At 66.5% G+C, this 13,557-nt stretch carries 20 protein-coding genes; all 20 read right to left on the bottom strand.

Going from position 1 to position 13,557, the window contains the following annotated elements:
* Window positions 1–2 precede the first annotated feature (2 nt).
* A complete protein-coding gene (gene rplN / locus ACIPV2_RS11920; protein WP_099194602.1) occupies window positions 3–371 on the bottom strand; it encodes a 50S ribosomal protein L14 in 369 nt (122 codons plus the stop codon).
* The gene (rpsQ, locus tag ACIPV2_RS11915; RefSeq protein ID WP_400841512.1) at window positions 368–682 is read right to left on the bottom strand and encodes a 30S ribosomal protein S17; all 315 of its coding nucleotides are present in this window, start codon (window positions 680–682) and stop codon (window positions 368–370) included. Before rpsQ ends, rplN begins: the two co-directional genes overlap by 4 nt.
* The gene (gene rpmC / locus ACIPV2_RS11910) at window positions 682–999 is read right to left on the bottom strand and encodes a 50S ribosomal protein L29 (protein WP_101188489.1); all 318 of its coding nucleotides are present in this window, start codon (window positions 997–999) and stop codon (window positions 682–684) included. The genes rpsQ and rpmC overlap by 1 nt, the downstream gene beginning before the upstream one ends.
* Window positions 999–1,418 carry a 50S ribosomal protein L16 gene (gene rplP / locus ACIPV2_RS11905; RefSeq protein WP_101188488.1) on the bottom strand — a complete coding sequence of 140 codons (420 nt, stop codon included), beginning with the start codon at window positions 1,416–1,418 and terminating at the stop codon, window positions 999–1,001. The genes rpmC and rplP overlap by 1 nt, the downstream gene beginning before the upstream one ends.
* On the bottom strand, window positions 1,418–2,182 hold the full coding sequence (gene rpsC, locus ACIPV2_RS11900) for a 30S ribosomal protein S3 (RefSeq protein ID WP_071640276.1): 765 nt from the start codon (window positions 2,180–2,182) through the stop codon (window positions 1,418–1,420). The genes rplP and rpsC overlap by 1 nt, the downstream gene beginning before the upstream one ends.
* A complete protein-coding gene (gene rplV / locus ACIPV2_RS11895; protein ID WP_101188487.1) occupies window positions 2,182–2,583 on the bottom strand; it encodes a 50S ribosomal protein L22 in 402 nt (133 codons plus the stop codon). The genes rpsC and rplV overlap by 1 nt, the downstream gene beginning before the upstream one ends.
* A gap of 38 nt (window positions 2,584–2,621) precedes the next feature.
* Complete coding sequence (gene rpsS / locus ACIPV2_RS11890) at window positions 2,622–2,903, bottom strand: 30S ribosomal protein S19 (protein ID WP_071640280.1); 282 nt, start codon at window positions 2,901–2,903, stop codon at window positions 2,622–2,624.
* A gap of 12 nt (window positions 2,904–2,915) precedes the next feature.
* The gene (gene rplB / locus ACIPV2_RS11885; protein WP_101188486.1) at window positions 2,916–3,755 is read right to left on the bottom strand and encodes a 50S ribosomal protein L2; all 840 of its coding nucleotides are present in this window, start codon (window positions 3,753–3,755) and stop codon (window positions 2,916–2,918) included.
* 20 nt (window positions 3,756–3,775) lie between these two features.
* Window positions 3,776–4,096 (bottom strand): 50S ribosomal protein L23, encoded by a 321-nt coding sequence (rplW, locus tag ACIPV2_RS11880; protein WP_071640284.1) that lies wholly within the window; start codon window positions 4,094–4,096, stop codon window positions 3,776–3,778.
* Window positions 4,093–4,758 carry a 50S ribosomal protein L4 gene (gene rplD / locus ACIPV2_RS11875; RefSeq protein ID WP_101188485.1) on the bottom strand — a complete coding sequence of 222 codons (666 nt, stop codon included), beginning with the start codon at window positions 4,756–4,758 and terminating at the stop codon, window positions 4,093–4,095. Before rplD ends, rplW begins: the two co-directional genes overlap by 4 nt.
* Window positions 4,759–4,762: 4 nt before the next feature.
* Entirely contained in the window at window positions 4,763–5,422 is a 660-nt protein-coding gene (gene rplC / locus ACIPV2_RS11870) for a 50S ribosomal protein L3 (RefSeq protein ID WP_101188484.1), read from the bottom strand.
* An 8-nt stretch (window positions 5,423–5,430) separates the two neighbouring features.
* Window positions 5,431–5,739, bottom strand: coding sequence for a 30S ribosomal protein S10 (rpsJ, locus tag ACIPV2_RS11865; protein ID WP_400841504.1), 309 nt, complete (start codon window positions 5,737–5,739; stop codon window positions 5,431–5,433).
* A gap of 409 nt (window positions 5,740–6,148) precedes the next feature.
* A complete protein-coding gene (tuf, locus tag ACIPV2_RS11860; RefSeq protein ID WP_101188464.1) occupies window positions 6,149–7,342 on the bottom strand; it encodes an elongation factor Tu in 1,194 nt (397 codons plus the stop codon).
* 153 nt (window positions 7,343–7,495) lie between these two features.
* Entirely contained in the window at window positions 7,496–9,610 is a 2,115-nt protein-coding gene (gene fusA, locus ACIPV2_RS11855) for an elongation factor G (RefSeq protein ID WP_400841500.1), read from the bottom strand.
* Between the two features lie 77 nt (window positions 9,611–9,687).
* On the bottom strand, window positions 9,688–10,158 hold the full coding sequence (gene rpsG, locus ACIPV2_RS11850; RefSeq protein ID WP_017201608.1) for a 30S ribosomal protein S7: 471 nt from the start codon (window positions 10,156–10,158) through the stop codon (window positions 9,688–9,690).
* A 5-nt stretch (window positions 10,159–10,163) separates the two neighbouring features.
* Window positions 10,164–10,532: a 30S ribosomal protein S12 gene (gene rpsL, locus ACIPV2_RS11845; protein ID WP_018171438.1), complete on the bottom strand. Its 369-nt coding sequence runs from the start codon at window positions 10,530–10,532 to the stop codon at window positions 10,164–10,166.
* A 212-nt stretch (window positions 10,533–10,744) separates the two neighbouring features.
* Window positions 10,745–11,392, bottom strand: a complete 648-nt coding sequence (locus tag ACIPV2_RS11840; protein ID WP_400841497.1) for a spermidine/putrescine ABC transporter substrate-binding protein — start codon at window positions 11,390–11,392, stop codon at window positions 10,745–10,747.
* 65 nt (window positions 11,393–11,457) lie between these two features.
* Window positions 11,458–11,949, bottom strand: coding sequence for a hypothetical protein (locus ACIPV2_RS11835; RefSeq protein WP_400841494.1), 492 nt, complete (start codon window positions 11,947–11,949; stop codon window positions 11,458–11,460).
* A gap of 15 nt (window positions 11,950–11,964) precedes the next feature.
* Window positions 11,965–13,218, bottom strand: a complete 1,254-nt coding sequence (locus ACIPV2_RS11830) for an ABC transporter (protein WP_400841491.1) — start codon at window positions 13,216–13,218, stop codon at window positions 11,965–11,967.
* 126 nt (window positions 13,219–13,344) lie between these two features.
* Window positions 13,345–13,503: a hypothetical protein gene (locus tag ACIPV2_RS11825; protein ID WP_157823586.1), complete on the bottom strand. Its 159-nt coding sequence runs from the start codon at window positions 13,501–13,503 to the stop codon at window positions 13,345–13,347.
* Window positions 13,504–13,557 lie beyond the last annotated feature (54 nt).

The raw sequence follows: 13,557 nt of genomic DNA, 5'->3' as shown, positions 1-13,557 counted from the left end.
GATCAGATGACCTCCGGGGCGAGCGAGACGATCTTCATGAACTTCTTGTCGCGAAGCTCACGACCGACCGGTCCGAAGATGCGGGTGCCGCGGGGCTCCCCGTCGTTCTTCAGGATGACGGCGGCGTTCTCGTCGAACTTGATGTACGAACCGTCGGCACGACGCGTCGACTTGACGGTGCGGACGATGACGGCCTTGACCACATCGCCCTTCTTGACGTTGCCGCCGGGGATCGCGTCCTTGACGGTCGCGACGATGGTGTCGCCCAGACCGGCGTAACGGCGGCTGGAGCCACCGAGGACGCGGATCGTGAGCAGCTCCTTGGCGCCGGTGTTGTCGGCGACCTTGACGCGGGACTCGGTCTGGATCACTTTGCCTTCTCCAGGATCTCCACCAGACGCCAGCGCTTGGTGGCGCTCAGCGGGCGGGTCTCGTTGATGAGAACGAGGTCGCCGATGCCGGCGGTGTTGTCCTCATCGTGCGCCTTGACCTTCGACGTGACGCGGATGACCTTGCCGTAAAGCGGGTGCTTCACGCGGTCCTCGACCTCGACGACGATGGTCTTGTCCATCTTGTCGCTGACGACGTAGCCACGGCGCGACTTGCGGTATCCGCGCGCAGCTGCGTCGCGGACATCGTGCTCGCCGTGCTCGACGGCGTCAGCAGCCTTCTTCTCAGCCATTACTCGGCCTCCTCCTTCGGAGCGGCCTCGTCAGCGGCATCCGCCTTCTTGGCCTTGCTCTTCTTCGCCTTCGCCGGAGCCTCGACCGGAGCGGGCGTCGCACGGATGCCCAGCTCGCGCTCGCGGATCACGGTGTAAAGGCGCGCGATGTCGCGCTTGACAGCGCGGATGCGGCCGTGGCTCTCCAGCTGGCCGGTGGCCGACTGGAAACGGAGGTTGAACAGCTCCTCCTTGGCCTTGCGCAGCTCCTCGACGAGGCGCTGGTCTTCGAACGTGTCGAGCTCGCTCGGTGCGAGCTCCTTGGTGCCGATCGCCATTACGCGTCGCCCTCCTCGCGCTTGATGATGCGTGCCTTGAGCGGCAGCTTGTGAATGGCCCGGGTGAGTGCCTCGCGAGCGAGTTCCTCACTGACGCCAGCGACCTCGAAGAGGACGCGACCCGGCTTGACGTTGGAGACCCACCACTCGGGCGAGCCCTTACCCGAACCCATGCGGGTCTCAGCGGGCTTCTTGGTGAGCGGGCGGTCGGGGTAGATGTTGATCCACACCTTTCCACCACGCTTGATGTGACGGGTCATCGCGATACGAGCGGACTCGATCTGACGGTTGGTCACGTAGGCGGGGGTGAGCGCCTGGATGCCGTACTCACCGAACGACACCTTGGTGCCACCGGTGGCCTGGCCCGAGCGCTTCGGGTGGTGCTGCTTGCGGTACTTGACCTTACGAGGGATAAGCATCAGGCAGACGCTCCTTCTGCGACGGGAGCCTCGTTGCGACGGTCACCGCGGTCGCCACGGGGGCCACGACGGTCGCCACGCTCGCGCGAAGGCTTCTGGTTGGCCTGCTCGCGAGCAAGCTCCTTGTTGGTGAGGTCGCCCTTGTAGATCCAGACCTTCACGCCGATGCGGCCGAAGGTGGTCTTCGCCTCGTAGAAGCCGTAGTCGATGTTCGCGCGCAGCGTGTGCAGCGGCACACGACCCTCGCGGTAGAACTCCGAGCGGCTCATCTCCGCGCCGCCGAGGCGGCCGGAGACCTGGATGCGGATGCCCTTGGCGCCGGCGCGCTGTGCGCCCTGCAGACCCTTGCGCATCGCGCGGCGGAACGCCACACGAGCAGAGAGCTGCTCGGCGATGCCCTGCGCGACGAGCTGAGCGTCGGCCTCGGGGTTCTTGACCTCGAGGATGTTCAGCTGGATCTGCTTGCCGGTGAGCTTCTCGAGGTCACCGCGGATGCGCTCGGCCTCGGCGCCGCGGCGGCCGATGACGATGCCGGGACGTGCGGTGTGGATGTCCACACGCACACGGTCGCGGGTGCGCTCGATCTCAATGTTCGAGACGCCGGCGCGGTCGAGCTGCGTCTGCAGCAGACGACGGATCTTGATGTCCTCGGCGACGTAGTCGGCGTAACGCTGGCCCGGCTTCGTCGAGTCCGAGAACCAACGCGACACGTGGTCCGTGGTGATGCCGAGGCGGAAGCCGTACGGGTTGACCTTCTGGCCCATTACTTGCTCGCCTTCTTCGTCTTGGCCGCCGGTGCGGCCGCGTCAGCGACCTCCGGGGTGGCCAGCACGACCGTGATGTGGCTCGTGCGCTTCTTGATCTGCGAGGCACGACCCTGAGCACGGGGGCGGAAACGCTTGAGCGTCGTGCCCTCGTCGACGTACGCGTTCTTCACGTACAGGTCCTGCTCGTCCAGGAATTCGCCGTCACGGTCGGCCTTGACCGACGCGTTGGCGATCGCGGAGTGCACGAGCTTGTAGATCGGCTCGCTGGCACCCTGCGGTGCGAACTTCAGAATGGCCAGTGCTTCCTGCGCCTGCTTGCCCTTGATGAGCGCGACGACACGACGAGCCTTCTGAGGGGTCACGCGGATGTGCTTGACGCGTGCGATGGATTCCACCATTGTTCTCCTCCTCTGTTTCTGTCCAGAGCGTCACCGCGTCAGCGGCGACGGCCCTTCTTGTCGTCCTTCTCGTGGCCGCGGAAGGTGCGGGTGGGCGCGAACTCGCCCAGCTTGTGGCCGACCATGGTCTCGGTCACGAACACGGGGATGTGCTTGCGACCGTCGTGCACGGCGATGGTGTGTCCCAGCATTGCGGGGATGATCATCGAGCGACGCGACCAGGTCTTGATGACGTTCTTCGTACCGGACTCGTTCTGTCCGACCACCTTGCGAAGCAGGTGCTCGTCGACGAAGGGGCCCTTCTTGAGACTGCGTGGCATCTTCCTCTACTCCTACTTGCGCTTCTTGCCGGCGTTGCGGCGGCGGACGATGTACTTGTCACTTTCCTTGTTGGCGTGACGGGTACGACCCTCAGCCTGGCCCCACGGGGAGACGGGGTGACGACCACCGGACGTCTTGCCCTCACCACCACCGTGCGGGTGGTCGACCGGGTTCATGGCGACACCGCGGACGGTCGGGCGGATGCCCTTCCAGCGGTTGCGGCCTGCCTTGCCCCAGTTGATGTTCGACTGCTCGGCGTTGCCGACCTCGCCGATGGTCGCGCGGCAGCGCGCATCGACGTTGCGGATCTCGCCCGAGGGCAGACGCAGCTGTGCGTAGGGGCCGTCCTTCGCGACCAGACGCACCGAGGCGCCGGCCGAACGGGCCATCTTCGCTCCGCCGCCGGGACGCAGCTCGATCGCGTGGATCACGGTACCGGTGGGGATGTTCTTCAGCGGCAGGTTGTTGCCCGGCTTGATGTCAGCGCCGGCACCCGACTCGACGACGTCGCCCTGCTTCAGCTTGTTCGGGGCGAGGATGTAGCGCTTCTCGCCGTCGAAGTAGTGCAGCAGCGCGATGCGCGCGGTGCGGTTGGGGTCGTACTCGATGTGAGCGACCTTGGCGTTGATGCCGTCCTTGTCATTGCGACGGAAGTCGATGACGCGGTACTGGCGCTTGTGGCCACCACCGATGTGACGGGTCGTGATGCGGCCCTGGTTGTTGCGACCACCGGTCTTCGAGAGCGGGCGCAGCAGCGACTTCTCAGGCGTCGATCGAGTGATCTCGGCGAAGTCGGCCACCGACGAACCGCGGCGACCCGGGGTCGTGGGCTTGTACTTGCGAATAGCCATTATGTGTCCTTATCCCCCGGTCAGCCGACTGCCGTGAAGATGTCGATGGAGCCCGACTTGAGAGCCACGATCGCGCGCTTGGTGTCCTTGCGCTTGCCGGTGCCGAAGCGGGTGCGGCGGGCCTTGCCGACGCGGTTGATCGTGTTGACCGAAGCCACCTTGACGCCGAAGATCTTCTCGATGGCGAGCTTGATCTCGGTCTTCGAGGCGCGCGGGTCGACGAGGAACGTGTACTTGCCCTCGTCGATCAGGCTGTAGCTCTTCTCGGACACGACCGGTCCGAGGATGATGTCGCGCGGGTCCTTGTTCAGGGCCGTGGCGAGAACGTTCTGCTCGGTCATGCCGAGACCTCCTCTGCGGTCGCACCCGTCTTCGAGGCGATGAAGCCCTCGAGTGCGGCCTTGGTGAAGACGATGTCGTCGGAGACGACGACGTCGTAGGCGTTCAGCTGGTCGAAGCTGATCAGGTGAACGTTCGCGAGGTTGCGGACGCTCTTCGTGGTCAGCTCGTCGGAGCGCTCGATGACGACCAGCACGTTCTTCGACGGGGCGACGGATGCCAGGAGGCCGGCCGCAGCCTTGGTCGAGGGGGTGCTGTCGGCGACGAAGGCCTCGACGGCGTGCAGACGCTCGCCGCGCAGACGGTCGCTGAGCGCGCCACGGAGGGCGGCGGCGATCATCTTCTTGGGGGTGCGCTGCGAGTAGTCGCGCGGCTGCGGGCCGTGGACCGTGCCACCACCGCGGTGCTGCGGCATGCGGATCGAGCCCTGACGGGCGTTACCCGTGCCCTTCTGCTTGAAGGGCTTGCTGCCGGAGCCGGACACGTCGCCACGAGTCTTCGTGGCGTGGGTGCCCTGACGCGCGGCTGCGAGCTGCGCGACGACGACCTGGTGGATCAGGGGGACGTTGGTCTCGACGTCGAAGATCGAGGCGGGCAGCTCGACAGAGCCTGCCTTGTTGCCGTCGACCGACAGGACGTCGATTGCCAGAGTGGAGTCAGCCATGGGATCAGGCACCCTTCACTGCGTTGCGGACGTACACGATACGACCACGCGCACCGGGGACGGCGCCCTTGACGAGCATGAGTCCCTTCTCGGCGTCGATGGCGTGCACCGTGAGGTTGAGGACGGTCACGCGCTCGCCACCCATGCGGCCGGCCATGCGCATGCCCTTGAACACGCGGCTCGGGGTCGACGAGGCGCCGATCGAGCCGGGCTTGCGGTGGTTGCGGTGCGCACCGTGGGAGGCCGAGACGCCGGCGAAGTTGTGACGCTTCATGACACCGGCGGTGCCCTTGCCCTTGCTGGTGCCGACGACGTCGACCAGCTGGCCTGCCTCGAACACGCCGTCGAGCGTGAGCTCCTGGCCGAGCGCGTAGTCAGCGGCGTCCGCGGTTCGGATCTCGGTGACGTGGCGACGCGGGGTGACGCCGGCAGCCTCGAAGTGGGCGGTCAGCGGCTTGTTGACCTTGCGGGGGTCGATCTGGCCGTAGGCGATCTGAACGGCGTTGTAGCCGTCCTTCTCGGGGGTGCGAACCTGGGTGACCACGTTCGGAGCCAGCTCGATGACGGTCACGGGGATGAGCTTCCCGTTCTCGTTCCAGACCTGGGTCATGCCGAGCTTGGTGCCGAGCATGCCCTTGGAAATCTTTGCGTTGATGTCAACCATGGCGGACCTCAGAGCTTGATCTCGATGTTGACATCGGCGGGCAGGTCGAGACGCATCAGCGAGTCGACGGCCTTCGGCGTCGGGTCGACGATGTCGATCAGACGCTTGTGGGTGCGCATCTCGAAGTGCTCGCGGCTGTCCTTGTACTTGTGGGGCGACCGGATGACGCACACGACGTTCTTCTCGGTCGGAAGCGGCACGGGGCCGACGACGGTCGCGCCCGCACGGGTCACGGTGTCGACGATCTTTCGTGCCGACGTGTCGATGACCTTGTGGTCATACGACTTCAGGCGAATGCGGATCTTCTGTCCCGCCATTGTCTGCTCTCTCTCTATAGGCGTCGTACCGTCCGGGGCCGGGTGACCCTGGGGCATTGGACGCTCGATGGCGCTGATCGCGCCTTCGGCACTTGCGCACCGCTGTTCTCTTTTCACCATGAAGACGCCAGCATCAGATGCTCGCGTCTTCGAGTGGGATTCGTCCTGCTGCCCGCGGCCTAGAACCCTGCAGCATCCTTCGGATGTCGCCGTCTATGCACAGTCGTGACAGTGATTCCGCGCATCGTGAAGAGCGCAGAAATGTGGAACCTGTCTATTCTGCCACGCGGATTCCGGTGCTGCAAACCCGGGCGTGTCGCGCATGACTCCGCGGCCGCGGGATGACCCACCCGAACGCGGAAGAGGGGCCGGACCCGAAGGTCCGACCCCTCTTCCGAGAAGCAGGTGCTTACGCGTTGACCTTGGTCACCGTGCCGGCGCCGACGGTGCGGCCACCCTCACGGATCGCGAAGCCGAGGCCCTCTTCCATGGCGATCGGCTGGATCAGCTCGACCGTCATGTCGGTGGTGTCACCGGGCATGACCATCTCGGTGCCCTCGGGCAGCGAGATGACGCCGGTCACGTCCGTGGTGCGGAAGTAGAACTGCGGGCGGTAGTTCGTGTAGAAGGGGTTGTGACGGCCACCCTCGTCCTTCGAGAGGATGTAGGCAGTGCCCTCGAAGTTGGTGTGCGGGGTGATCGAGCCCGGCTTCACGACGACCTGACCGCGCTCGACGTCCTCGCGCTTGGTGCCGCGGAGCAGCAGACCGCAGTTCTCGCCGGCCCATGCCTCGTCGAGCTGCTTGTGGAACATCTCGATACCGGTGACCGTGGTCTTCTGCGTCGGGCGGATGCCGACGATCTCGACCTCAGAGTTGATGGCCAGGGTGCCACGCTCGGCGCGGCCCGTGACGACCGTTCCACGACCGGTGATCGTGAAGACGTCCTCGATCGGCATGAGGAACGGCTTGTCGCGGTCGCGCTCGGGGTCCGGGATGGAGTCGTCAGCGGCCTGCATCAGCTCGACGATCGAGTTGACCCACTTCTCTTCGCCGTTGAGGGCGCCGAGGGCGGAGACCTGGATGACCGGAGCGTCGTCGCCGGGGAAGCCCTGCGACGAGAGCAGCTCGCGGACCTCGAGCTCGACGAGCTCCAGGATCTCCTCGTCGTCGACCATGTCCGACTTGTTGAGGGCGACCATCAGGTACGGCACGCCGACCTGCTTGGCGAGCAGCACGTGCTCACGCGTCTGAGCCATCGGGCCGTCGGTGGCGGCGACCACGAGGATCGCGCCGTCCATCTGGGCAGCACCGGTGATCATGTTCTTGACGTAGTCGGCGTGGCCGGGGGCGTCGACGTGCGCGTAGTGGCGCTTCGGGGTCTCGTACTCGATGTGCGAGATGTTGATGGTGATGCCGCGCTGACGCTCCTCGGGAGCCGAGTCGATCGTCGCGAAGTCACGCTGGACGTTCGTGGCCGACGGGTACTTGTCTGCAAGCACCTTCGAGATAGCGGCAGACAGCGTGGTCTTGCCGTGGTCGACGTGACCGATCGTTCCGATGTTGACGTGCGGCTTGGTCCGCTCGAACTTGGCCTTGGCCACTGGGTCCTCCTCAGGACGTTCGTGTAGAGATGGCCGGGCACTGGATTGTGACCGGGTCCCTACGGATTTCGGTTTCTCAGTTTAGTAGAGAGTGAATGTGAAGTTGTGGGGTACCGGATGCCCGGGCCGAGACCCGGGCATCCGGAGAAGGGCTTACTCGCCCTTGGCCTTCTGGATGATCTCATCCGCAACGGCGCGCGGAACCTCAGCGTAGCTGTCGAACTCCATCGAGTAGACGGCACGACCCGAGGTCTTCGAGCGCAGGTCGCCGATGTAGCCGAACATCTCGGACAGCGGCACCGAAGCGCGCACCACCTTGACGCCCTGTGCGTCCTCCATCGACTGGACCTGCCCGCGACGCGAGTTCAGGTCGCCGATGACGTCGCCCATGTACTCCTCGGGAGTACGCACCTCGACGGCCATCAGCGGCTCGAGCAGCACCGGGTTGGCGCGACGTGCGGCCTCCTTGAAGCCCATCGAGCCGGCGATCTTGAACGCCATCTCCGAGGAGTCGACGTCGTGAGCGGCACCGTCGACGATGGTCGCCTTGACGCCCACCATCGGGTAGCCCGCCAGCACACCGACGTTCATCGCGTCCTGGAAACCGGCGTCGATCGAGCCGATGTACTCGCGCGGGATGCGACCACCGGTGACCGAGTTCACGAACTCGTACGTCTTCTCGCCGTCGAGGTCGAGCGGCTCGATGTTGAACTGGATCTTCGCGAACTGACCCGATCCACCCGTCTGCTTCTTGTGGGTGTAGTCGTGCTTCTCGACGATCTTCTTGATCGTCTCGCGGTAGGCCACCTGGGGCTTTCCGACGTTCGCCTCGACGCGGAACTCGCGCTTCATGCGGTCGACGAGGATGTCGAGGTGCAGCTCGCCCATGCCCTTGATGGTCGTCTGGCCGGTCTCGGGGTTGAGCTCGGTGCGGAAGGTCGGGTCCTCTTCAGCGAGCTTCTGGATCGCGAGACCCAGCTTCTCCTGGTCGGCCTTGGTCTTCGGCTCGATGGCGACCTCGATCACCGGCTCCGGGAACGTCATCGACTCGAGCACGACGGGGGCGGCCGGGTCGGCGAGGGTGTCACCGGTGGTGGTGTCCTTCAGGCCGATGACGGCGTAGATGTTGCCCGCGGTGAGCGAGTCGACCGGGTTCTCCTTGTTGGCGTGCATCTGGAAGATCTTTCCGATGCGCTCCTTCTTGCCCTTGGTCGAGTTGACCACGGCGGAGCCCGAGTCGAGGTGGCCCGAGTACACGCGCACGTAGGTCAGGCGACCGAAGAACGGGTGCACGGCGACCTTGAACGCGAGAGCCGAGAACGGGTCGTTCGCGTCGGGGTGACGCTCGATGACCTTCTCCTCGTCCTTCGGGTCGTGCGCCTCGATGGCACCGACGTCAAGGGGGTTGGGGAGGAAGTCCACGACCGCGTCCAGCATCGGCTGCACGCCGCGGTTCTTGAACGCCGAGCCGCAGAGCACGGGGTAGATCTCGTTCGCGACGACCATCTTGCGGATGGCGCCCTTGATCTCGTCGATGCTGAGCTCTTCGCCGCCGAAGAACTTCTCGAGCAGCGCGTCGTCGGTCTCGGCGACGGTCTCGAGCAGCTGCTGGCGGTACTCCTCGGCCTTCTCCTGAAGGTCGGCGGGGATCTCCTGCACCTCGTACGAGGCGCCCATGGTCACGTCACCCTTGGAGTCACCGGGCCAGACCAGCGCGCGCATCTGGATGAGGTCGACGACGCCGACGAAGTCGCTCTCGGCGCCGATCGGGAGCTGCAGCACGAGCGGCTTGGCACCCAGGCGGTTCACGATCGTGTCGACGGTGTAGTAGAAGTCGGCGCCCAGCTTGTCCATCTTGTTGACGAAGCAGATACGGGGCACGTCGTACTTGTCGGCCTGACGCCAGACGGTCTCGGACTGGGGCTCGACGCCCTCCTTGCCGTCGAACACGGCGACAGCGCCGTCGAGCACGCGCAGCGAGCGCTCGACCTCGACCGTGAAGTCGACGTGACCGGGGGTGTCGATGATGTTGATCTGGTTCTTGTTCCAGAAGCAGGTCACGGCGGCCGACGTGATCGTGATGCCGCGCTCCTTCTCCTGCTCCATCCAGTCAGTGGTCGCGCCACCGTCGTGGGTCTCGCCGAGCTTGTGGTTGACACCCGTGTAGAACAGGATGCGCTCGGTCGTGGTGGTCTTGCCGGCATCGATGTGCGCCATGATGCCGATGTTGCGGACCTTGCTCAGGTCGGTGAGCACTTCTTGTGCCACGGGGGTTCCTCCGGGATGGTTCAGGAACGAACAGAGAGTGGGAGCGGATGCCGCGGTGGCGGCATCCGCTCAGCCCTTTACCAGCGGTAGTGGGCGAAGGCGCGGTTCGACTCGGCCATCTTGTGGGTGTCTTCGCGGCGCTTGACCGCGGCACCCAGACCGTTCGATGCGTCGAGGATCTCGTTCTGCAGACGCTCGGTCATCGTCTTCTCACGACGACCCTTCGCGTAGCTGACCAGCCAGCGCAGCGCGAGGGTGTTCGCGCGGTGCGGCTTGACCTCGACGGGAACCTGGTAGGTCGAGCCACCGACGCGGCGGCTGCGGACCTCGAGGGTGGGGCGCACGTTGTCAAGCGCCTTCTTGAGGGTGGCGACGGCGTCCTGGCCGTTCTTCGCCTCGACACCGCGGAGGGCGCCGTAGACGATGGACTCGGCGAGCGACTTCTTGCCGTCGACGAGGATCTTGTTCACCAGCGAGGTGACGATCGGAGCGCCGTAGACCGGGTCGTTGACGACGGGGCGCTTGGGTGCGGGACCTTTACGAGGCATCTGACTCAGCCCTTCTTCGCGCCGTAGCGGGAACGAGCCTGCTTACGGTTCTTGACTGCCTGGGTGTCGAGTGCACCACGGACGATCTTGTAGCGGACACCGGGGAGGTCCTTCACACGACCACCGCGGACGAGCACCAGCGAGTGCTCCTGGAGGTTGTGGCCCTCACCGGGGATGTAGGCGGTCACCTCGGTGCCGTTGCGGAGCTTCACACGAGCGACCTTGCGCATCGCCGAGTTCGGCTTCTTCGGGGTGGTGGTGTACACGCGGGTGCACACGCCGGCCTGCTGCGGGTTCGCCTTCAGAGCGGGCGCCTTGGTCTTCGAGACCTTGGGCGAACGTCCCTTGCGAACCAACTGCTGAATAGTTGGCACGTTCTCTCCTCATAGTGCTGCACGGTGACAGCGTGATGGGTTTCACATCATGACCCACCGGCTCGACAGAGGAGTCGGGCTTTTGGTGTGATGGGTATGCCGTGGGGGCGAACCGACGGTGCCGGCGCCCGCGTGCGCGCACAGTGGTGCACACACCCGATCAAGTGTAAGCGCCCGAGGCCACGCCGGTCAAATGAGCACCGGATGCTGTGCTACGGCGTATCCGGGTCGAAGGGCGAGTCCAGCGCCTCGCTGAGCTCGGCGAGCATCGCCTCGATCTGCGGCTCGACGTACTGCGAGATCGCCGCCTGCACGTGCAGGCGGTGTCGGAGCAGCAGCCCGCAGATCTCGCGTCCGACCATGTTGGCGTACTCGTCGGCGAGCGCGACCTCCTGGCGAAGCGCGGCCTTGGCCTCGTCGGAGAGCGGCGGCAGAGGTGGCAGCTGGGCAGCCGCCTCGTCGGCCATGCCCGCGACGGTGAACAGGAACGGGGCCCCGGGCACGGGGTCGGGGTCGAGCGGCATCCCCTCGTACTCGGGATCGAGGTCCTCACCGGGCCGGTAGGCACGCGACCGGTTCCGGGCCGCCTGGTGGTCGAGCTCAGCCTGGAGCATCGGCAGGTTGCGCGCCGTGTACTCGGCGACGGCCTGGTCGACGATCGACTTGATCCGCGTCGAGAGTCCGTGCTGCACGCCGTGCGGCACGTTGCCGCCGATGCCCACGGCCGAGAGCACCGGAGAGCCCAGGCATCGCCGACACGGCGCCACCCGGCCGCGGTGCGTGGCCGGAGCCCAGCGCGGCACCCAGCGCAGCCAGGCCTCGACGGCCTGGTCGACGAGGGATTCCAGCGACCTCTCCACGTCTACAGAGTAGGGCCGGGATGCCATGGAGGGGCGCTTTCCGGTGAGGGGCGGCGCGTCCGCCCTCACTCCGCCTCGTCGCGCTCCCACGGCCACCGCGGCGTACCCGACCGCGAGCGGCGCAGCGCCACCCCGATCCATCCTGCGATCAGCGCGGCGACGACGATGACGAGGCTCGATCCGCGCACCACGATCTGAGAGGCGGCGGCTGCGGCGTGCGCGAGTCCCGCGCCTCCGACCATGGCCGAGAGCCAGACCGCGGCGAGGTGCGCGAGGGCTGTCGCCAGCGCCACGAGCACGACCGCTCCGAACGGCGGAAGCCGCCTGCGCAGCACCGGTGCCAGCAGACAGGCGAATACCGCGATCGCAACGGCCATGCCCGCAACGCCCGGCCAGAGGGTGAGCCCCTCGACGGAGATGATGTCGACGTCAGTGAAGAACGACAGCATCCCGAGTCCGAGGATGCCGAAGGCGCCGAAGCAGACCGTGCCGATCACCCCGGCGAGGAAGGCAGAGACCCCCTCCGGCTCGGGGCCGTGGGGGTCTCTGAGGGTCATGCCGTCAGACTACGCTCATCGCAGCGCGGAGGGACCCGCTTCGAGGGTGCGCTCGTACTCGGCCTGCGCCTCGGCGTTGAGCGCCTTCTTCTTGGCGCCGCTGCGCGCGACCCAGGCGCCGAACCAGATCGTGAGCTCGCGGGCGAAGATGAACGACGCGATGGCCAGCGGCGCGAGCAGCTGCTCGTTCACCAGCTCGACGGACTCGGTCGCCGTGATGCGCCAGAAGGGCGCCTGGAAGAGCTGCCCGAGGATGTATCCGCCGTAGGTCGCGATGGCCACGAACACGCCGAAGATGACCCACTTGCCCCAGCGGGCCCGGTTGATGAACGCGCCGAGCAGCCAGAACGAGAGGAAGAACACGACCACCGGAACCCAGAACGACCAGGTCGTCAGCGGCTCGAGCGCAGCGGTGCCGATGTTCTCGACCGTCACATCGCCGCGGAGGGCGCCGAAGCCGAGGATCGCCGCGAGATAGAGGATGGCGAACGCGACCGCTGCCACCAGGCCGATGGCCCCGGCGGTGCCGCGGTTGCCCAGCTCGCGGGGCGGCTCCGGCGCCTGCACGAAGATCGGCTGCGGTGCCGCGGGCGGGGCGATGGGCTCGGCCGGGACGACCTGCGTCTCAGCGGCGGATGCCGCAGGGCTCGCGTACGCCGTGTCGGCGACGGTGTGGTGCTGAGGGCGGTCGGTGTCGATGACGCGGGTCGTGTCGGCGTCACGGGTGGCGTCGCCATCGCGGGTGTCGGCCGGGTGGACGGATGCCGTGGTGTCGTGCAGCTCAGTGACGACGACCTCGTCACGGTGCTCGTCGACACGCACGTCATCGACACGCACGTCATCGACACGCACGTCATCGACACGGTGCTCGCCGACACCGTGCTCGCCGACACTGTGCTCGTCGGCGCGGATCTCGTCCGCGCGGTGCTCGTCGACGCGAGGCGCATCGACAGGATCGACGTCGGCGACAGCCGGGCGCGCGGAGATGGAGTCGTCCTCGCGGCGCGCAGCGTCATAGCGGCGTCCCTCCGTCGAGCGCTCGAAGCCGTCACGGGAATCCACCTGCTCAGGGGTGCCGAAGATGCCCGGGTAATCGCGCTCGGCGGCAGCGAACGCCTCCATGTCGGGGTCGGCGGGCTTCGCCGCGGCATCCGCACTCGGCACATCCGCGCGTGCAGCGGCGGCGGCGTCGAGTCCCTCGTTGGCGCGGCCGACGACGTCGTCGACATCGTGGTGCTGCTCGTTCTTCGGAACCTCGGGGTCGCTCATGGGATCGCCTCTCGTCGTAGATGCACCCCGAGGCTAACTCCCCACACGTTTCGCGCCGCGAAGGCGTGCCGATGTGTCCGCGATGTCAGGACGCGCGATCCGGCGCTGGGCGGCGCCGCGGGCTGATCAGTGGGGCACGGTGCCGTCGATCAGCTGACCCACCATGTAGAGCAGTCCGGGTCCCGCCGGCAGCGACAGCCAGACCAGCGCGCCCACGATCCCCGCACACAGAACGCCGACGATCCACGTGATCGCCAGATTGCGACCTCCGACCCGTGCTGCCATGTGCTCACCGTAGCCGTGAAGGCGGCGACGCGGGCATCCCTCGCCGCCGATTCG

Origin of the sequence: Microbacterium sp. NPDC089987 (assembly GCF_044748505.1) — a bacterium.
In the GTDB taxonomy this organism is placed as follows: domain Bacteria; phylum Actinomycetota; class Actinomycetes; order Actinomycetales; family Microbacteriaceae; genus Microbacterium.
Note: the sequence above shows the minus strand (reverse complement) of the source record. Positions and strands in the feature narration are given on the sequence as shown.